17 protein-coding genes and 1 other annotated feature are annotated in these 20,442 nt (G+C 32.7%); of the genes, 13 read left to right on the top strand and 4 right to left on the bottom strand.

All coding sequences use genetic code 11. The features are described from left to right. Nucleotides 1-122: 122 nt before the first annotated feature. Nucleotides 123-312, top strand: a binding site (T-box leader). Nucleotides 313-350: 38 nt separating this feature from the next. Next, entirely contained in the window at nt 351-2,279 is a 1,929-nt protein-coding gene (metG, locus tag DW269_RS09380) for a methionine--tRNA ligase (protein ID WP_117459517.1), read from the top strand. A gap of 24 nt (nt 2,280-2,303) precedes the next feature. Here the strand turns inward: metG and DW269_RS09375 are convergent, their stop codons facing one another. Together DW269_RS09375 and DW269_RS09370 are read right to left on the bottom strand one after the other, a co-directional pair. Then, complete coding sequence (locus tag DW269_RS09375; RefSeq protein ID WP_117459516.1) at nt 2,304-3,686, bottom strand: hypothetical protein; 1,383 nt, start codon at nt 3,684-3,686, stop codon at nt 2,304-2,306. A gap of 4 nt (nt 3,687-3,690) precedes the next feature. Then, the gene (locus DW269_RS09370) at nt 3,691-5,139 is read right to left on the bottom strand and encodes a helix-turn-helix transcriptional regulator (RefSeq protein ID WP_117459515.1); all 1,449 of its coding nucleotides are present in this window, start codon (nt 5,137-5,139) and stop codon (nt 3,691-3,693) included. 243 nt (nt 5,140-5,382) lie between these two features. Between DW269_RS09370 and DW269_RS09365 the strand changes: the two genes are divergently transcribed. Further along, nucleotides 5,383-6,528: an anaerobic ribonucleoside-triphosphate reductase activating protein gene (locus DW269_RS09365; RefSeq protein ID WP_117459514.1), complete on the top strand. Its 1,146-nt coding sequence runs from the start codon at nt 5,383-5,385 to the stop codon at nt 6,526-6,528. 4 nt (nt 6,529-6,532) lie between these two features. After that, entirely contained in the window at nt 6,533-8,899 is a 2,367-nt protein-coding gene (locus tag DW269_RS09360; protein WP_117459513.1) for a ribonucleoside triphosphate reductase, read from the top strand. A 62-nt stretch (nt 8,900-8,961) separates the two neighbouring features. Here the strand turns inward: DW269_RS09360 and DW269_RS09355 are convergent, their stop codons facing one another. After that, on the bottom strand, nt 8,962-9,357 hold the full coding sequence (locus tag DW269_RS09355; protein WP_117459512.1) for a DUF6120 family protein: 396 nt from the start codon (nt 9,355-9,357) through the stop codon (nt 8,962-8,964). Beyond that, nucleotides 9,344-9,682 (bottom strand): PadR family transcriptional regulator, encoded by a 339-nt coding sequence (locus tag DW269_RS09350; RefSeq protein ID WP_117459511.1) that lies wholly within the window; start codon nt 9,680-9,682, stop codon nt 9,344-9,346. Before DW269_RS09350 ends, DW269_RS09355 begins: the two co-directional genes overlap by 14 nt. A 151-nt stretch (nt 9,683-9,833) precedes the next feature. On the opposite strand from DW269_RS09350, the gene DW269_RS09345 reads away from it, so the two are divergent. From DW269_RS09345 to rnmV, 10 genes are all read left to right on the top strand, one after another. After that, entirely contained in the window at nt 9,834-10,718 is an 885-nt protein-coding gene (locus DW269_RS09345) for a hypothetical protein (protein WP_117459510.1), read from the top strand. A gap of 398 nt (nt 10,719-11,116) precedes the next feature. Beyond that, nucleotides 11,117-11,461, top strand: a complete 345-nt coding sequence (gene nrdI, locus DW269_RS09335; protein WP_055234096.1) for a class Ib ribonucleoside-diphosphate reductase assembly flavoprotein NrdI — start codon at nt 11,117-11,119, stop codon at nt 11,459-11,461. Between the two features lies 1 nt (nt 11,462). Beyond that, a complete protein-coding gene (locus DW269_RS09330) occupies nt 11,463-12,044 on the top strand; it encodes a DUF3793 family protein (RefSeq protein WP_117459508.1) in 582 nt (193 codons plus the stop codon). A 20-nt stretch (nt 12,045-12,064) separates the two neighbouring features. Continuing rightward, complete coding sequence (locus tag DW269_RS09325) at nt 12,065-12,712, top strand: YggS family pyridoxal phosphate-dependent enzyme (RefSeq protein WP_187114820.1); 648 nt, start codon at nt 12,065-12,067, stop codon at nt 12,710-12,712. 68 nt (nt 12,713-12,780) lie between these two features. Further along, nucleotides 12,781-13,089 carry a hypothetical protein gene (locus DW269_RS09320; RefSeq protein ID WP_117459507.1) on the top strand — a complete coding sequence of 103 codons (309 nt, stop codon included), beginning with the start codon at nt 12,781-12,783 and terminating at the stop codon, nt 13,087-13,089. 64 nt (nt 13,090-13,153) lie between these two features. Then, entirely contained in the window at nt 13,154-14,254 is a 1,101-nt protein-coding gene (locus DW269_RS09315) for a Fic family protein (RefSeq protein ID WP_117459506.1), read from the top strand. Nucleotides 14,255-14,262: 8 nt separating this feature from the next. Then, nucleotides 14,263-15,018, top strand: coding sequence for a 4Fe-4S binding protein (locus DW269_RS09310; RefSeq protein ID WP_233502484.1), 756 nt, complete (start codon nt 14,263-14,265; stop codon nt 15,016-15,018). A gap of 230 nt (nt 15,019-15,248) precedes the next feature. Then, a complete protein-coding gene (locus DW269_RS09305) occupies nt 15,249-19,475 on the top strand; it encodes a 2-hydroxyacyl-CoA dehydratase (RefSeq protein ID WP_117459504.1) in 4,227 nt (1,408 codons plus the stop codon). 11 nt (nt 19,476-19,486) lie between these two features. Next, nucleotides 19,487-19,807 carry a hypothetical protein gene (locus tag DW269_RS09300; RefSeq protein WP_022424598.1) on the top strand — a complete coding sequence of 107 codons (321 nt, stop codon included), beginning with the start codon at nt 19,487-19,489 and terminating at the stop codon, nt 19,805-19,807. 9 nt (nt 19,808-19,816) lie between these two features. Then, a complete protein-coding gene (gene rnmV, locus DW269_RS09295) occupies nt 19,817-20,341 on the top strand; it encodes a ribonuclease M5 (protein WP_006504468.1) in 525 nt (174 codons plus the stop codon). The last annotated feature ends 101 nt before the right edge of the window (nt 20,342-20,442 follow it).

The following is a 20,442-nucleotide window of genomic DNA, read 5'->3' as shown; positions in this document are numbered from 1 at the left end:
GTCCCAATTGGGACAATATCAACTTGGATACATTAAGACATTATCATATTGGAATCAGATATAATGTGAGGACTTACAACCCTATCATTGACAAGGTTGTAGAAATTTGTTAAAGTTTTAAAGTAAAAGCAATGAACAGAAGAGACTAGAGTGAATGCATAGAGAACTTATGGCTGGTGTAAATAAGTGTGAAGCTTTAGAAAGATGGTCTGGGAGCTGTTATCTCTAATAGGGATAACCGTAACTCGCGTTAAGAGATTGAGTGACACGTAAGTGTAAAAAAGGTGGTACCGCGATAATTTCGTCCTTTATTAAGGACGTTTTTTTATTTTCAGGAGGGAGCAGATAATATGAAAGATCCAAAAGATTTTTATTTAACAACCGCAATTACTTATACTTCAGGTAAACCTCATATCGGTAATACTTATGAAATTGTATTAAGTGATGCAATCTGCCGTGCTAAGAGACAGCAGGGCTATAATGTACGTTTTCAGACAGGTACAGATGAACACGGACAGAAAATTGAATTAAAGGCTAAAGAAGCTGGAATTGAACCAAAGGAATATGTAGATAAAGTTGCTGGAGAAGTAAAACGTATCTGGGATATGATGGATGTCACTTATGATAAGTTCATCCGTACTACAGATGAATATCATGTAAAACAAGTACAGAAGATTTTTAAGAAGTTACATGACAAAGGTGATATTTATTTAGGTCATTATGAAGGTAAATACTGTACTGCATGTGAATCATTCTTTACAGAATCTCAGTTAGTAGATGGAAAATGTCCTGACTGTGGTGGAGAAGTGCATGATGCTAAAGAAGAAGCATATTTCTTTAAATTATCTAAATATCAGGATCGTTTAATGCAGTATTATAATGATCATCCAGAATTTATTCAGCCAGAATCAAGAAAGAATGAAATGGTCAATAACTTCTTAAAACCAGGTTTACAGGATTTATGTGTATCAAGAACTTCATTTACTTGGTCAATCCCTGTAGACTTCGATCCAAAGCATGTTGTATATGTATGGATTGATGCATTAGTTAACTATATTACTGGTTTAGGTTATGATTTAGATGGTCATAGTGATCCATTATTTGATAGATATTGGCCTGCAGATGTACATGTTATTGGTAAGGATATCGTAAGATTCCATACTATTTACTGGCCAATCATTTTAATGGCATTAGATTTACCTCTACCAAAACAGGTATTTGGTCATCCTTGGTTACTAATGGGTGATTCTAAGATGTCTAAACATTTAGGTAACGTTATTTATGCGGATGACTTAGTAGACCTATTTGGTGTAGATGCTGTAAGATACTATTTATTACATGAAATCCCATATGATAACGATGGTTCAATTACTTGGGACTTATTAGTAGAACGTATTAATAGTGATCTTGCTAATATCTTAGGTAACTTAGTAAACAGAACAATCGCTATGTGTAATAAATACTTTGATGGTGTTGTCACTAATACAAATGTATGTGAACCAGTAGATGATGAATTAAAATCAATCGCACTCGCAATGCCAGGAAAGACTATTAAGTTAGAAAATGAATTCAAGCTTGCTAAGGCATTAGATGAAATCTATGTATTATTAAGACGTACTAATAAGTATATTGATGATACTATGCCTTGGGCTCTTGCAAAGGATGAAACTAAGAAAGATCGTCTTGCGACAGTACTTTATAACTTAGTAGAAGCTATCAGATTCTCAGCTATCGCATTAGAACCATTTATCCCTGGTACATCTAAGAAAATCTTAGATATGATCAACACAGATGAAAGAGATATGATGAAGTTAGATACTTTTGGTTCATATAAATCAGGTACTAAAGTGACTGATCATCCAGAAGTATTATTCGCAAGATTAGATCCTAAAGAAGTAGCTAAACAGGTAGAAAAGTTAACTCCTGCTAAGCCTGTTGTCCCAGAAAAGAAGGATGAAACACCTGAAATCACTATTGATGATTTCGCTAAGGTAGAATTAGTTGTTGGTGAAATAAAGAAATGCGAAAAGCATCCTAAAGCAGATCGTCTTCTTGTATCACAGATTGATATTGGTGGAGAAGTAAGACAGATTGTTTCAGGTATCGCAGATAGTTATTCACCAGAAGACATGCCTGGTAAGAAGGTAATTGTTGTAAAGAACTTAAAACCAGCTAAATTAAGAGGTGTAGAATCTCAGGGTATGATTCTTGCAGGTGGCACTAAGAAATCTATTAAAGTATTAGAAACAGATTTACCAGCAGGTACAAAAGTCAGCTAACATAAAAAGAGTGAACATTTTGGTTCACTCTTTTAACATCTCTAATTGTGTAATATAGCTATCAATGATTTTAAATGCGTCTTCTTTACTTAACGATTTTTCTTCTAGTATATATTGATAATAGTCATTAAAAGCCATTACAAGACTTGCTTCATGCAGCTGTATTGTTTTGATAGTGCCACTGGCTGATACAATCTGGAAATAGAGTGTATTAATGTTCATGATTATAACTGAGAAAGACATATTATCATATTCAGGGACATCTACAAGGTTTATAGAGTAGGTATTTATAAAGTTCTTTAGTCTACGTAAGATTTTGATTCTATCATTAATCGTTAGTGGTTGATAGAATGGCTGTGGGAAATCAATTGTATAACCAGTATCCACAAAATGTCTTAATCCTTGTAGAGTATAGAGTCCTGATAGATGATCTTTATTACACTTCACAAACTGTTTTAAATACATTGAATGTTTGTTAAAGGATTCAATAAAATCATTATCTTTTAAAGTAACTGGGAATGGATCGTCCTCTTGATAGAGTGCACCAATAGGAGGTGCATAGAGAATACAATTGAAATCTTCTATCACATCACTCTTATCATCCGTATTAGTGATTAAATACTTTGTTTCCTTTAAATATTGATTAAATAGCATTTTATACGCATCATATGTTTCTCCTTTTTCATAAAGAATACCACTTGAATGATCTGCTGTATAAATGAGAAGATATCTAGTAGTAAGAATCATATTAGGAAAGAAACATAGATGGTTATTAATCGCATTAATCTCATTATAGTAATAATATGGACTATAGTGATCATTATTAAAGATTAAAGGCATAATGTTTGTAAGAACACTTAAGTTATAGAACTTGGTATCTTTTGTTAGTTCATTTGTATTATTCAAACAGAATAAATGAGTAATAGGTATATGAGAAGAGACTATTCTTAATAAATAGAGTGTATGAGTAGGCTGACCCAAGATCCTTATATGAGGGTCTTTTTCTTTGCTTTCTAAGAGAGATAGTTCATATAAGAGATGTTCTACATCATATTTATTGGTATAGTGTCCTGTCTTTAAGATAGGGTTTAAGGTATCATTAACCGCAAAAGAACGATTATCAAATAATGTAGCTTCCTTTAGAAATGAACTTACATGCTGACGACAATAATAACGGAACTCTCCTATTCTGTCTATTTCATAGGCATTTAATAATTCTTTCTTTTCATCATTAGTAAGATAGAGATACTGACTGATCTGCTGGATAAAATCACGATTTGGTATTTTACGTTCTCCTCTAATAATCTTATAAAGAGTAGAACGGTCTATCTGGAAGTACTCTGCACACTTCTTGATATTGATTTTTTTAGTCTTGATATATTCAGATAATAATTGAGAAACATACATAGTACTACATCTCCATTTCAATCATTTCTATACATTCATCAATCAGTTTGATTTCATCTTCTTTACTATAAGCGTTCTTCTTCACTACATTGTCAATAAAGTCTTTAAATGCTTCTACAAGGGTGATTTCTTTAATAGAGATATTTGCGAGGGTGCCAGTTGAATCGGATGCAATTATATGGAATGATTGATTAGTTAACTGGAAGTATGTTGTAGATGTTTCAGAAAGATAAGGCATATCTGCCATCATGACATAAGGATGCTTTATACAGAATTCTTTCCACTTTCTAAGTAATGTGAGTCTATCTTCTAAAGAAAGAGGGTTAAAGAGTTCTGGTGGTATATCATGGAGATAACCAGTCTTGGCTGTATAGCGTAATCCCTGCAGTGTATAGATAATATGGAATATATCAGAATGTTGAGGATAGAATACCTCATTCCAATAATATCCAAATTTTTGGAAGTCTTTAATAAACTCCTCTTTATTAGGAAAGAAGTCTTTTAATGCCTTGCGCATAATGGATAAATCGTTCTCCTCAAATACATAAGTAGGACATGGTGTTGTCATTATTTCCTGCGTAATAACATGAGTATCAAAGAATGTCTCTGTGTCTGTAAGATAGTTTGTCCATGAATTACGTGTCATAAAACACTCTGCTTCTTTTAAATAAGCATCAAATTTTTCTTTATAGGCATTCACAATCTGTGGAAGTTTATAAAGTATTCCCTGACTATGATCATTTGTATAAGTAAATAAATAACGCGTTGTAATCATTACATTAGGATAGAATACATCATGTTCATTCATGATAGAGACATTGCTGTAGTAGTAATAAGGATGATAATTCTTATTACGTAAAATAACAGGTAATAGATTATTTAAACACTTTAAGTTATAGAATTCATTATTCTTTGTCTGTTTCTGAGAGTTATCTAGATAAAATAAATGAGTCATAGGCATCTCTGCTGAAATATGATTAAAAGAATCGAATATAATAGACATCTCATAAGGCTGTTCCATGATTCTTACATGAGGTTTTTCTTCTCTTAGTTCATAAGAATATAAAGTATAGAGTATATGTTCTACATTAATTCTTCCTGTATAGACATCATCTACAAGAGTCTGATCATTTTGTACCTGTTCTGTTATTTGATAATGATGATCTAATACATGATCTGCTTCCTTAAAGAAATCTTGGATATGTTTACGACGATAGAATATAAAAGCACCTATAGTATCAATTTCATAAGCTTCTAATATCTGTTTTGTTTCTTCCTGACTTAAACATAGATATTGTGTCATTTTATTGACTAATGCTTCACTTGTTGCAGGTCTTTGACCTTTAATAATCTTATGTAGTGTAGAACGATCTATTCCTAAGTATTGTGCAAATTGTGTCATATTCGTTTTCTTCTTATTAATATAAAACGATAATAGTTCTGATAGAGACATAGTTATATCCTCCCTTATTCATAATTATATCATGGAACTATTTAACTAAGATATAATCAAATATTTTTTATTAACTCCTTGATATAGGCTTTATCGCTTATAACTTCAATACATTACTTATTTAACTAGTATATACTATATATAGGAGTAGATAATGTGCAAACATTTTCACAACAATTGCATACGCTCTCTTTTGGTGCTAGACTTAATATAGTTGGATAGTCAACTAAAGAGGTGAGAGAGATGGATAAGAAAGAGAACTTCATGAGTGATAATGCATTACTATATCGTGCAGCTATTAAATATTATGATAATAGATTAAAGAAATATGATATAGGTTATGGACAGGTTGTGAATCTAATGATGATTCATGAACATCCTGGTATTACTATGAAGGAATTGTCTTCTAGTGGTTCTGTAGATAAAGGTACAATCACAAAGAGTGTATCTAAATTACATGATGCGGGATATATTCGTATAGAAGAGAATAATCTAGATAAACGTTCTAAGATACTTAAAACAACACCTAAAGCGAAAGATGTGATTACAGAAATGTATCTTGCAAGAAAAGACTGGTGGTCTCATTTAACATCTGATTTGACTTTAGAAGAAGTAGATCAATTAGAAAAGACAATGCATCTTTTAGTTAAGAAAGCAATAGAAGAACCAACATACCAGAACCATTTCCGTATCTTTGGTTTTCAAAAGCTCACTCTTTTAGATTATCCAGGAAAGATGGCATGTACTCTATTTACTGGAGGATGTAATTTTAAATGTCCTTTCTGTCATAATTCTGATTTAGTCTTCTTACCAGAAAATATGGTAGAGATTGAACAGGAAGATGTTCTTGAATTCTTAGAAAAGAGAAAGAACATATTAGAGGGTGTATGTATTACAGGTGGAGAACCTTTATTACAGGCTGGTATTGTGGATTTCTTAAGAGTAATCAAGGATATGGGGTACTCTATTAAATTAGATACAAATGGATCTTTTCCTAATAAGTTAAAAGAGTTAGTAGAAGAAGGTCTTGTTGATTATGTAGCTGTAGATATCAAGAATGCGCCTAAGAAATACAATAAGACAATTGGTTTAGAAGGTTATCGTCTTGATTCTATTAAGACAACAGTCCAGTATTTATTAGAAAATCATGTGGATTATGAATTCAGAACGACAATTATTAAAGAATTTCATACAGAAAATGATATGAGACTAGTTGGAGAATGGATCAAAGGTGCTAAGCGTTATTATCTTCAAAACTTTGAAGATAATGAGAATGTGATTCAAAAAGGTTTACATGCATGCTCATTAGAAACACTCCAGAGTTATAAAAAGATTTTAGAAGAATATGTTGATGAATGTGAAATCAGAGGGATAGAAGAGAGGATATGATAATATGTACCAGGTCATTAAAAGAGATGGTAAGATTACAGAGTTTGATTTAAAGAAGATAACCCGTGCGATTGAAAAAGCATTTATTTCATTAAAGAAAGAATATCATCCAAGTGTGATTGATATGCTTGCATTAAAGGTCACAAGTGATTTTGAAAAGAAGATCAAGGATCATAAGATTGCAGTAGAAGATATTCAGGATAGTGTAGAGGATATCTTATCACAGGCAGGTTATAGTGATGTGGCGAAGTCTTATATTCTTTATCGTAAACAGAGAGAGAAAGTAAGAAATATGAAGTCTACGATTCTTGATTATAAGGATTTAGTGAATAGTTATGTGAATGCGACTGACTGGAGAGTGAAAGAGAATTCTACTGTCACTTATTCTGTTGGTGGGTTGATTCTAAGTAACAGTGGTGCAATTACTGCAAATTATTGGTTATCTGAAATATATGATCAGGAGATTGCGGATGCACATAGAGATGGGGATTTCCATATTCATGATTTAAGTATGTTGACAGGTTATTGTGCAGGATGGTCTTTAAAACAATTAATTCAGGAAGGTTTAGGAGGTATTCCAGGTAAGATTACATCTAAACCAGCTAAACATCTTGCATCATTATGTAACCAGATGGTGAACTTCTTAGGTATTATGCAGAATGAATGGGCAGGTGCTCAGGCTTTCTCTTCTTTTGATACTTACTTAGCACCATTTGTGAAGGTAGATAATCTTCCTTATGATCAAGTTAAGAAATGTATTGAATCATTTATTTATGGTGTCAATACACCTTCACGCTGGGGAACACAGGCTCCTTTCTCTAATATTACTTTAGATTGGACAGTACCAAATGATTTAGCTGAACTCAATGCGATAGTTGGTGGAAAAGAAATGGACTTCCGTTATAAGGATTGTCAGAAAGAAATGGACATGATCAATAAAGCCTTTATTGAAGTCATGATTGAAGGTGATGCGAATGGTCGTGGATTCCAGTACCCTATTCCTACTTACTCTATCACAAAGGATTTTGATTGGTCTGAAACAGAAAATAATAAACTATTATTTGAAATGACTGCAAAGTTTGGTACACCATATTTCTCTAACTATATTAATTCAGATATGGAACCAAGTGATGTCAGATCAATGTGTTGTCGATTAAGACTTGACTTAAGAGAATTAAGAAGAAAGAGTGGAGGATTCTTTGGTTCAGGTGAATCAACAGGATCAGTGGGTGTCGTTACTATTAACCTTCCACGTATTGCTTATTTATCTCATAATGAACAGGAATTCTATGAAAGATTAGATCACTTAATGGATCTTGCTGCAAGATCACTAAAGGTAAAAAGAGATGTTATTAGTAAGTTATTAGAAGAAGGTCTCTACCCTTATACAAAACGTTATTTAGGTTCATTTAAGAATCATTTCTCTACTATTGGCTTAGTAGGTATGAATGAAGCAACACTCAATGCGAATTGGCTTAAAGAAGATTTAACACATACAGATGCACAGGAGTTCGCAAAGGATGTATTAAACCATATGCGTGAAAGATTAGTCATTTATCAGGAAGAATATGGGGACTTATATAATCTAGAAGCAACACCTGCAGAATCTACATCTTATCGTCTTGCGAAACATGATAAGAAGAAATATCCGAATATCATTACTGCCACTAAAGATGGTAATACACCTTACTATACAAACTCATCTCATTTACCAGTAGGTTATACAGATGACTTATTTACTGCTTTAGATATTCAGGATGAATTACAAACTCTCTATACATCAGGTACTGTATTCCATGCCTTCTTAGGTGAAAAGCTACCAGACTGGAAAGGTGCTGCAACACTTGTAAGAAAGATTGCAGAAAACTATAAACTTCCTTATTATACTATTTCACCTACTTACTCTATTTGTGAAGATCATGGTTATCTTGTAGGAGAACAGCCTGTATGCCCTATATGTGGTAAACCAACAGAAGTATGGAGCCGTATTACAGGTTACTATAGACCAGTTAAGAACTGGAATGAAGGTAAAGCACAGGAATTCAAGGAACGTAAAACATATGATATGGGTCACTCAGTACTAAGTGGCAGACATATGAAGAAAATCAAAGAAGAACAGGTACAACCTGTTATACAGAATGAAAAGCTTTATTTATTCACAACAAAAACATGTCCTAACTGTCGTATTATTAAGAAGATATTAGAAGATGAACATGTAGACTATGAATTAATAGATGCAGAAGAACAAGTAGACCTCACAAAGAGATTCTCTGTTATGCAGGCCCCTACTCTTGTTGTTGCGAATGATAAGAGCTATGCAAAATATGTGAACGTGTCTAATATTAGAAAGTACATAGAAGAAAGATCATAACCAAAGTGGGCATCACTAAAAGTGATGCCCATTTCTTTCAAAGTAAAAAGAAGACTGTGAGATCATTCGATTTCATAGCCTTCTTTGACTTCTATTGTTTCTTCAAAATATCCATCTTTTGAATCTCTTACTTCTTCAAAAGTCTTTTGATAAATATATGCTTTATAGCATAAGAATACTAATAATACAACAAGCGCAACTGATAAAAAATTCTTTAATAATCTTCTTACCTTTGCTTTTTCAATCAGTTTGTCCATATCTTCTTGCTCATAGTAACTAATAATAACTTCCTTGGGTGTACCAAGTCTTTCTACGACTTCATCATATGTCATATCATGAGAACCATCATCAATATTATCTATGAGCTTTCTTATATATTCTTTTTCAGATTTACCATAAGAAGGAAATAGATACTTACATTGCTTAATATACTTTTTAACGTTTTTATTGTAAGTCATGCTCTTCCTCCATAAATGTATCAATAATACTTGTCATCTCTTTGTATTCTTTGTATATGCCCTCTAGGTACTCTTTTCCAGATGGCTCCAAATGATAATATATTCTTGTCATTCTCTTTCCAACAAGCTTTTTCTCACTTGATATATAGCCTAGATCTTCAAACTTATAAAGAACAGGATACATACTTCCTTCTTTGATATCTATCTTACCATTTGTAAGTTCTTTAATTGAATGAGTGATCTCATACCCATAACAATCTCTTATTGAAAGAATCTTAAGAAATAACATTTCTAGTTTAAAAAAGTTATTATTCTTTTTTGGCATAAGGCTACCTCCATAAAAAATAGTAACATGAATATATTTGTTAGACAATATATAGAAAAACTATACAATCGTTGACAAAGTTACAGGTGACATGATAGTATTTAAGTGTAGTAAACGTTTACATTGATGCTAAAAAATGGAGTGTTAAGATATGAAAAAATTAATTGTGCTTTCTTTTTTAGTTGCTGCTTGTGCAGTATCGTTAGCTAATACTGAAGTGTCTGCTTTAGATAATACAGTTATTAATCAATATCTTCTTTTAAAAAATGAATACAATATAACTAAATCTAGATACATGCTGTCTGAAACTCATAGTAATGCAGTGAAGTTAAATAAAGCAAGAAAAGATATTGATCGTTTTAAAAATCAAATTTATGAATTAAAAGGTAAATCAAGAGAGGAATTGAAAAGATATAAGTATACAAATTCTCAAATTGATGCGATAAAGAATTATGATGGAACAGAGGAAATGTCTGTAAAAGCCTCTTCAAAAATCAAGTTTAGCGTTAAGAAGAATATATTAAGTTATGATGCGAAAACAGGATTGTCTACTGTAAAAGCAACAGTAAGCTTTAGCTGGAACGGAACACCTGAAGATTATGGAAATGATGCTTTTGCGATGGCATATGAAGCAGATAATAATCATATTTTTAAGGAAGTTTCATCCGTTACTTCTTCATTAAAATACAAGGAATTCAAATCCTCTAAGAGTGTAAAAACATGGACGAAGTCAGCAATTAATAAAGGTGATCAAGATGTTATTGGTTCATACGGATGGTCATTTCCTTTAAGAATAAAAGGTGATCAATACTATGCGTGTTTGTATAAGGGATCTTTTTCTATAACAGGAGTAGTAAGTGGAAAACTAAAATATTTCAATGTGCGTTACTTATATAGTCATAAATCATCTATAGTTCCAACAGGATTTGGAATTAGTATATCTAGAGGTATGTCTTCTGCAGGAATAGTACTCACAAAGAAATCTCGCCATACAGGGTATCCTGAAAAATGTGGTGGCGTTGTGACTTGTTCATAATCTTAATGAATTATAAGGAGAAAATAAAAATGAAGAAATTATTAATGATAGTATTTTTGTTTTTTTTGATAACTTATGGATGTCATATACTAACTCTAATAAATTTAGAGATATTCATGTATGTATTTAATGCATGGCAGGATTTTGAGTTGTATAATGTGCTCTTTAGCGTATACACTGCCTGTGCTATAGTTGTAATAACTATGTATCTTTTGCATAAGAAAAAGAATTAATACACAGGAAAAGACCAATCACTATTATTGATATACTTTGTTTGTTGATACAAATATGAGGCTGTTGAATATTCAACAGTCTTTTTATTTATAAAAACACTTGACTATATAGTTAGCGTATGCTAACCTGTAGACAGTTAGCAAGAACTAACTAGGAGGTCAACAATGAAAGTAGTCTATGCATCAAGAACTGGAAATGTAGAAGCATTAATTGGAAAACTAGGTATTACAGACGCATTACATATTGAAGATGGTACAGAAAAAGTCTCTGAAGACTATATCTTATTTACTTATACAGATGGTTTTGGAGATGTTCCTTATGAAGTATCAGACTTCTTAGAAAACAATCCATCTATTAAAGGTGTTATTGCATCTGGTGATACTGGATATGGTGAAGCATATTGTTTAGCTGGTGATAAGATCAGTGAAGACTATCATGTTCCATGTCTTTACAAAGTAGAAAATGATGGTACTGATGAAGATGTAGAAGCCATCAAAGAGTTACTTTAATATGACCTTAGGATATCATCAATTTGAACATCTTCTTCTTACGCATTGCACACCTACCTTGATCAAGCGTAAGTTAGGCAGTATGTTTCATCTTGATAATAGATATTCAGATGTTCATGAACTTGTAGAATATTATGATCAGATTCTTAACCTTCAAGGATTACGAATAAATCTCTTTTTTTCTCATGGTCGTTATACAGTATATGTATATCTGCCTTCCTCACTCAAATACTTAATGACTAACAAAGACATTCAATCCTTTCTGAAACAATATGATTATCCTGATCATGATATTCTATCTCATCTAGAGAAACGTCTTGAGATGAGTCAATATCCACACGAAATAGGGTTATTTTTGGGTTATCCACTTGCTGATGTATGGGGGTTTGTACATCATAAGAAGTGTCAATGTTGTGGCTATTGGAAGGTATATGAAAATAAACGTGAAAAAGAAAGTCTCTTTAAACAATTTGACTGTTGTAGAAAAGAATTCATACTCCTTTATGAGCAGGGCTATTCTTTGTCACAAATCCTTAATCAGGCTGATAATCAGCCTTTTTCTTTTACCTTAAATGAATTATAATATTTTCGAGGTGGTTATAAATGATGAGGGTAAATGAAGCAGAAACTAAAAGATTATTAGAAGCTGTTAAACCAGCGAAGCTTGTTGCAGCAACTAAATATATTGATGAAAAAGAAGTAGAAAAGCTAGAAGAATGTGGTGTTATGATCTATGGTGAAAATAAAGTACAGGACTTCTTAAAGAAGTATGAAGACTACCATGGAAAAGGTGTATGGCATTTTATTGGTACATTACAGACGAATAAAGTAAAGTATATTATTGATAAGGTACAGATGATTCATTCTGTCGCAAACTATAGATTAATTGATGAAATAGAGAAACAGGCAGCTAAACATGATCTCGTTATGGATATCTTATTACAGGTTAATATTGCGAAAGAAGAATCTAAACATGGCTTTAATGAAGAAGAAATGAATGAAGTTATGGACTACTTAAAAGATAAACCTCATTTAAATCCTAGAGGATTAATGATGATGGCTCCTAATATTGAAGTAGAAGAAACAAGACAATACTTTAAAGCAACTAAAGACCTATTAACTAAACTACAGGAATCTTATCCTAACTATCAATTGACTGAACTATCAATGGGTATGACACATGACTTCCCTATTGCGGTTGCAGAAGGTAGTACAATGGTAAGACTCGGTCATGCATTATTTGATGAATAATTAAAAACATCCCTAGAAACTTATGTTTCTAGGGATTTGTGTTTAGAATGGGAAATGTGGATTATTATATGACTCACAAGATTCTTGACACAATTAAATATGATGTACAGAGTGTAAAATGTAATAAGCGTAGAGGATTTATCAAAGATTATCATAAGTTCACAAGTGATAAGGATACAAAGATTGAATTAATGTTGTATTTTTATGGCTCTATGAGTGATGATGATGCAAAACAGGTACAAAGGTTAATGAAACTTTTATCTGATAAAGGTTTTAATGGAAGTGTTCAATGTTGTAATGGAGAGTATTATAGTGATTCACTTAAACTAAGTACTATTCCTGATATTGAGGATATAGAAAAGTGTGATAATGAATAAATAGTGAAAGAATAGTGAAAAAGTTCTTTATACAGGTATAATTATAGAAAGAAGGAGGGCTTTTATGATTAAGGTGACAATAACTAATGATATTTTAAATTCAATTCTAGAAATAGAACTGAACAGATATAAGATATCGTTAGTAGAATTATCACAGAACGTTTTGAATAAACTTCGTAAAAATTCAAAGATAAAAAGCTCTTATGCTTCAAACAAGATTGAAGGAAATCCTTTGTCTGAAAAACAGGCAGAAGAAGTCATTGAAAGTGATGAAAGAAAACATTATTTGAAGCCAGAACAGGAAGTAAGAAATTATTTTCTTGCATTGAATTATCTAGAAGAGAAGTTGAATAATAAAGAAAAGTTATCAAAAAAACTAATTTTAGATGTTCAGAAGTTAGTTGAAAAAGGTGCTCCTAAAGAAAAAATAGGCTTTAGAGGGCCTATGCCACCAGGAGTATTATTTGCGGTATATGATTCTAAGACAGGAAATCCGGATTATATTCCACCAGAATATAGTGATGTTCCAGGATTACTGGATGAGTTGATAGAGTATGTCAATACTACTGATGATCATCCATTGATTGTTGCAGCAGTTGTACATTATCAATTGGTAACTATTCATCCATTTGAGGATGGTAATGGAAGAACCGCAAGATTATTATCTGGATATATTATGGATTTAAATGGATATGGTTTTAATGGGATTGGGTCACTAGAAGAGTATTTTGCATATGATGTAGATGAATATTATGACTCTATTCAAATGGGGTTACCTGCATTGTATTATTCTGGAAGAGAGAATTCACCACATCCTGAAATTTGGATTAATTACTTTCTGCGAATGGTAAAGTTGTATTCTAGAAAAGTATGTGATCTACAATTATCTTCTGAAGAGGAAGATATTGCAGGAAGTTTATCTTTCTTAAAAGAGAGAGAAAAAGAATTATTAGTATTGTTGATTTCAAGTTATCGAGCTGAGTTCACTCCGATAGAAGTGAGTAAACAATTATCAGTCACAAATAAGACAGTAATTAATAGATTGGCAGGTTTAGTGAAGAACGGATTTGTGATTCCAATATTAGTTAATAAGAGAATCCGTTCCTACAAACTAAGTGAATTTGCGGTAAATCACGAAAAGGAAATTAAAGAAGCAGTTGGGTAAAAAATATGATGAATAAGTACAGAATTACATTCAGTCCAACAGGTGGAACTGAAAAAGTATCAAAATCAATCACAAAGAATTGGGGACATGTAGAAGACATAGATCTTACAATTGTAGATAAGAATTATCATGATATATCATTGACAGAAAATGATATTGCGGTAATTGCTATGCCTTCTTATGCTGGACTAGCACCACAGGTCGCATTAGATAGACTTGCTAAAATCAATGCACATAATTGTAAATGTGTCATTGTTGCGGTATATGGAAATAGAGCGTATGAAGATACACTTGTTCAAATGGAAGATTATGCACATATGGCTGGATTTGATGTCATTGGAGCTATATCAGCTATTGCTGAACATTCTATTTTCCATCAATTTGCGACAGGAAGACCGGATGAGAATGATTGTCATCAATTAGAAGAATTTGGTGATCAGATTCTAGAAAAAGCATCTAATAAGATTAATACTAAACCGAATATTCCAGGTCATAGACCTTATAAGAAAGCAGGTGGAGGAACGATTCCTCAAGCAAATACCTTATGTACAAAGTGTGGCTTATGTGTAATGAAATGTCCAACAGGTGCTATTAGTAAAGATAATCCACAAGTGACAGACAAGAATAAATGTATCTCATGTATGCGTTGTGTGGTTGTTTGTCCAAATCAGGCAAGAAGCCTAGATCAAGAAAAAATGGTAGTCATAGAAACCGCTATCAAAAAGACTTGTTCAATTAGAAAAGAGTGTGAATTATTTCTATAATTGAATAGAAGGAAAACAAGAAGAGGACGAGATAGGTTGATATTTTCATCCTTCTTTCCTCTTTTTAATTCTTTTATACATACTTTGTATTTTACCTTACATATAGACAAATTTTGTGTATTTATCGTTATATTTTATAATTTTATTATGCAAAAAACTAGATTATTTCTTAAAATTCGTTTAATATAGGTTCGATATAATACTCAAAAAAGAGAGAAGGATGTGGAAATATGAAATATTATTTAGGAATTGATGTAGGATCTACAACTGTAAAACTCTATTTGACAGATGAGAATGATAAATGCTTGTTTTCTAAGTACACAAGACATTTCTCAGATGTTAGAAAAACAATCTATGAGTTATTAATTGAAGTAAAGAACCAGATGGGTGATATTGATTTATATCCTGTTATGACTGGTTCAGGAGGTTTATCTCTTGCAGATAAGCTTGGTATTTCTTTTATACAGGAAGTTATTGCGTGTACAAAGACAGTAGAAACATATATTCCACAAACTGATGTTGTTATAGAACTTGGTGGAGAAGATGCCAAGATCACTTATTTTGAAGGACAGCTTGAACAGCGTATGAACGGTACTTGTGCAGGAGGTACAGGGGCATTTATTGACCAGATGGCGACTTTATTAAAGACTGATGCTGCTGGTTTAAATGAATATGCGAAAAACTATAAGACAATCTATCCTATCGCATCACGTTGTGGTGTCTTTGCGAAAACAGATATTCAGCCTTTAATTAATGAAGGTGTATCTAAAGAAGATATTGCGGTATCTATTTTCCAGGCAGTTGTCAATCAGACTATTTCTGGTCTTGCTTGTGGTAAACCTATTAGAGGGAATGTTGCATTCTTAGGTGGTCCACTTTATTTCATGGATCAGTTAAGAGAACGTTTTATTGAAACATTGGGTTTAACTGAAGATGAAATCATCTTCCCACAGAACTCACAGCTATTTGTTGCTATGGGTGCATGTTTAAATGCAAAAGAAAAAGTAGAAAACCCATTAAACATTTCTAAGATTATTGAAGACTTAGAAGGTCTTTCAGACTCCCCTACAGAACTTACAAATGTCTTAGAACCATTATTTAATGATGAAGCAGAATTAAAAGAATTCAGAGAAAGACACTTTACTCATATCACTAAGAAAAGAACACTTAAGAAATATAAAGGTAAAGTATTCTTAGGTATTGATGTTGGTTCTACAACATCTAAGATCATCATGACTGATGAACAGGGTGCTATTTTATATTCTTTCTATAGTTCTAATGAAGGAAATCCATTGCAGTTGATCATGAGTCTGATGAAGGAAATCTATCAGATGCTTCCAGAAGGATGCTATATTGCGAAAGCCGGTGTTACTGGTTATGGTGAAGCCCTTATTAAAGCTGCTTTAAAGGTGGATATTGGTGAAGTAGAAACAATTGCCCATTATACTGCTGCAAAAGCCTATGAACCTGATGTAGATTTCATTCTTGATATTGGTGGTCAGGATATGAAGGCTATTACTATTAGAGATAACGTCATTCAGAACATTTCATTAAATGAAGCATGTTCTGCAGGATGTGGTTCATTCTTAGAAACATTCGCAAAATCATTAGGTTATAAGATTGAAGAATTCGCAGAACTTGCATTAAAGTCTAAACACCCTATTGATTTAGGTTCTAGATGTACAGTATTCATGAACTCAAAGGTAAAACAGGCACAAAAAGAAGGTGCTTCTGTAGAAGATATCAGTGCTGGTTTATCTTATTCAGTTATCAAGAATGCATTATATAAAGTAATTAAGCTAAGAAGTAAAGAAGATATTGGTAAGCATGTTGTTGTACAGGGAGGTACTTTCTATAACGAAGCTGTACTACGTGCATTTGAAAAAGAAACAGGTATTGAAGTAGTAAGACCTGATATCGCAGGATTAATGGGTGCTTATGGTATGGCCCGTATTGCGATTGAAAATGATGACAATGAACCTTCTACTATTCTTTCATTAGAAGAAATAGAAGCACTTGACTATGATACAAAGATTAGAAACTGTGGTAAGTGTACAAATAACTGTATGTTAACTATTACATCATTTAATGATGGCAGAGAATATATTTCAGGTAATAGATGTGAAAGAGGGGCTAACCTTCCAATGACATCTAAAAAGCTACCTAACCTCTATGATTATAAATATGGTCGTATCTTTGGTTATAAATCACTTTCTAAAGATGATGCAAAAAGAGGAGAAGTGGGTATTCCTAGAGTACTTAATATGTATGAAAACTATCCATTCTGGCATACATTCTTTACTCAGTTAGGCTTTAGAGTTGTTTTATCTGCAAGATCTTCTAAGAAAATCTATGAAAAGGGTATTGAATCTATTCCATCAGAAAATGCCTGTTATCCAGCAAAGATTTCTCATGGACATATTGAAAACCTAATTGAAAGAGGTATTTCTTTTATCTTCTATCCATCAGTAGCTTATGAAAGAAAAGAATATGAAGATGCAGGTAATCACTATAACTGTCCAGTTGTTGCTTCTTATCCAGAAGTTATTAGAAACAATGTAGACAGCTTAGAAGAAAAACATGTGAAATATAAGAACCCATTCTTATCTTTAAATAACCCTAAAACCTTATTTAAGGTAATGAAAGATTCTTTAGCTGAATATGATATTTCAGATAAGGAAATGCATAATGCGATTGATAAGGCTTATCAGGAATTAGCACGTGCAAGAAAAGATATTGAAGTTAAGGGTCAGGAAGCATTGGAATGGATGCATAAAAACCATAAGAAGGGTATTGTCCTTGCAGGACGTCCTTATCATGTGGATCCAGAAATCAACCATGGTATTGCAAGCTTAATTACAAGTGAAGGCTTCTGTGTATTAACAGAAGATTCTGTATGTAATTTAAATAAAGAAAACTTAGACTTACGTGTAGTAGACCAATGGACATATCATTCTAGACTCTATCGTGCTGCAGAGTTTGTAACAACTCAGCCAGATCTTGAACTTATCCAGTTAACATCATTTGGATGTGGATTAGATGCAGTTACAAGTGACCAGGTGGCTGAATTATTACAGGCAAGAGGTAAGATTTATACACTTATTAAGATTGATGAAGCCTCTAACTTAGGACCAATCAGAATCCGTATTAGATCACTTAAAGCAACAGTAAAGAAGAAAGACAATACTGTACACTTAGAAAATAAATATGAATCTGAAAAAGTATCATTCACAGAAGAAATGAAGGATGATAGATGGACTATTCTATGTCCTCAGATGTCTCCTATTCATTTCCAGTTTGTAGAAACTGCAATGAATTCAGAAGGTTATAACTTTGTTGTATTACCTTCAGTAGATAAAGATGCTGTAGACCAGGGATTAAAGTATGTCAATAATGATGCATGTTATCCAAGTATCTTAGTAACAGGTCAGATGATGAATGCCTTGAATTCAGGTAAGTATGATCCTCATAAGGTGGCATTGATCATCTCACAGACAGGTGGAGGATGTCGTGCAACAAACTATATTGCGTTTATTAGAAAAGCATTAAAGGATGCACATATGGATTATGTACCTGTTATCTCAGCTAACTTACAGGGATTAGAATCTAACCCAGGCTTTAAGATCACTTATAAGGTGGCTAAGAAGGTTATTATTGGGGCTATGTATGGTGACTTATTCATGAGAGTCTTATATCGTGTAAGACCTTATGAAAAGGTCAAAGGTTCAGCTAATGAATTATATGAATCATGGGTAGAAAAGTGTAAAGAAAACGTTGAAAATGGTTCTATGAAGGAATTCAAGAAGAACGTTTATCAGATTGTAAAGGAATTTGATGAATTACCACTTCTAGATATTAAGAAACCTAGAGTAGGTCTTGTAGGAGAAATCCTTGTAAAATTCCACCCTACTGCCAATAATGAGATTGTAAAGATTATTGAAGAAGAAGGCGCAGAAGCAGTTATGCCAGATTTAATTGACTTCTTCCAGTATTGTTTCTACAATACTCAATATGAACATGAACATTATGATGCAAGCTGGAAATCAGCTAAGTTATGTAATGTAGCGATTAAACTTGTAGACTTCTTAAGAAAAGATATGATTAAGGCATTAGAAGCATCAAATCGTTTTGATGCACCACATCCTATTGATCAAATTGCGAAGAAAGCAAGTGAAGTTGTTTCTATTGGTAACCAGACAGGTGAAGGATGGTTCTTAACTGGTGAAATGATTGAACTCATTGATGAAGGTGCACCAAATATCGTATGTATGCAGCCATTTGCCTGCTTACCTAACCATGTAACAGGTAAGGGTGTCATTAAGGCATTAAGAAGAAAATATCCACAGTCTAACATCGTTGCGATTGATTATGATCCAGGGGCTAGTGAAACAAACCAGCTTAACCGTATTAAATTAATGTTATCAACAGCATTTAAGAACATGGAATCATCTAAATAGTGGAGGAAGATATGGAAGATGGACATTCCACCCCGCCCTCGCGAGGTAGGGCTATTCTAGGCTTTATAAGATCAAAACTGAATTATAATAAGATTTCTGTATTAAAGAAATTAGCCTGTAAGAATAACCCTGTAATATATAGACGTGTATTACAAGAATTAGGCGACTACAAGTATAAAAAGAAACCTGTGAAGGGTATAACCCTTTCACAGGCTGATTATGATACATGCTGCCTTATACTCACTGTAATGGTTGAGAAAGATTTCGATTATTATTATGATCAGGGAGATGTCAAACGTACAATAGAACGTATGATTGACTTGCTGAGTTAGGAGAATATTGTGAGAAAGATTAAAGAAGTTGTTGTAGTAGAAGGTAAAACAGATACAGCAACACTTAAACAGTTATTTGATGTAGATACAATTGAAACATCTGGATCAGGAATCAACGAAGATATTCTATCTCTCATTAAGACTGCTGCAAAAACACGTGGTGTCATTGTCTTAACAGATCCTGACTATCCTGGTACACAGATTAGAAATAAAGTCATTCAGGCTGTTCCTAATGCGAAGCATGCCTTTGTCGCAAAAAAAGATGCCAAGGGTGTAAAGAAACTTGGTATTGCAGAAGCAAGACATGATGCAATTATTGAAGCATTAGAGAATGCAGTCACATTTAGTGATGCTAAAGAATCTATTTCATGGGATGAATTTATTGATCTAGATGTATTAGGAAATAAGAAGAGAAGACTACAGGTCTATGATGCCTTTCATTTAGGTTATGGTAATGCGAAAGCATTATTTAAGAGATTGAATATGATGGGTATTACAAAAGAAGAAGTACTTAAAGCATTAAAGAGTCAGTAGACATATCATCTACTGACTCTTTGTGCGACAGGCAGTCGCTTCTATGTCATGTCAACAGGGGCATGACATTTTCTACTAATAAATGATTATTCAAGATAGGT

Origin of the sequence: Catenibacterium sp. AM22-6LB (assembly GCF_003435615.1) — a bacterium.
GTDB lineage: Bacteria > Bacillota_I > Bacilli_A > Erysipelotrichales > Coprobacillaceae > Catenibacterium > Catenibacterium mitsuoka_A.
Note: the sequence above shows the minus strand (reverse complement) of the source record. Positions and strands in the feature narration are given on the sequence as shown.

Bases quoted from the DNA above. Each gene is read 5' to 3' on its own strand.
- metG (WP_117459517.1), top strand. From the start codon at position 351: ATGAAAGATCCAAAAGATTTTTATTTAACAACCGCAATTACTTATACT.
- DW269_RS09375 (WP_117459516.1), bottom strand. From the start codon at position 3,686: ATGTATGTTTCTCAATTATTATCTGAATATATCAAGACTAAAAAAATC.
- DW269_RS09370 (WP_117459515.1), bottom strand. From the start codon at position 5,139: ATGTCTCTATCAGAACTATTATCGTTTTATATTAATAAGAAGAAAACG.
- DW269_RS09365 (WP_117459514.1), top strand. From the start codon at position 5,383: ATGGATAAGAAAGAGAACTTCATGAGTGATAATGCATTACTATATCGT.
- DW269_RS09360 (WP_117459513.1), top strand. From the start codon at position 6,533: ATGTACCAGGTCATTAAAAGAGATGGTAAGATTACAGAGTTTGATTTA.
- DW269_RS09355 (WP_117459512.1), bottom strand. From the start codon at position 9,357: ATGACTTACAATAAAAACGTTAAAAAGTATATTAAGCAATGTAAGTAT.
- DW269_RS09350 (WP_117459511.1), bottom strand. From the start codon at position 9,682: ATGCCAAAAAAGAATAATAACTTTTTTAAACTAGAAATGTTATTTCTT.
- DW269_RS09345 (WP_117459510.1), top strand. From the start codon at position 9,834: ATGAAAAAATTAATTGTGCTTTCTTTTTTAGTTGCTGCTTGTGCAGTA.
- nrdI (WP_055234096.1), top strand. From the start codon at position 11,117: ATGAAAGTAGTCTATGCATCAAGAACTGGAAATGTAGAAGCATTAATT.
- DW269_RS09330 (WP_117459508.1), top strand. From the start codon at position 11,463: ATGACCTTAGGATATCATCAATTTGAACATCTTCTTCTTACGCATTGC.
- DW269_RS09325 (WP_187114820.1), top strand. From the start codon at position 12,065: ATGATGAGGGTAAATGAAGCAGAAACTAAAAGATTATTAGAAGCTGTT.
- DW269_RS09320 (WP_117459507.1), top strand. From the start codon at position 12,781: ATGACTCACAAGATTCTTGACACAATTAAATATGATGTACAGAGTGTA.
- DW269_RS09315 (WP_117459506.1), top strand. From the start codon at position 13,154: ATGATTAAGGTGACAATAACTAATGATATTTTAAATTCAATTCTAGAA.
- DW269_RS09310 (WP_233502484.1), top strand. From the start codon at position 14,263: ATGAATAAGTACAGAATTACATTCAGTCCAACAGGTGGAACTGAAAAA.
- DW269_RS09305 (WP_117459504.1), top strand. From the start codon at position 15,249: ATGAAATATTATTTAGGAATTGATGTAGGATCTACAACTGTAAAACTC.
- DW269_RS09300 (WP_022424598.1), top strand. From the start codon at position 19,487: ATGGAAGATGGACATTCCACCCCGCCCTCGCGAGGTAGGGCTATTCTA.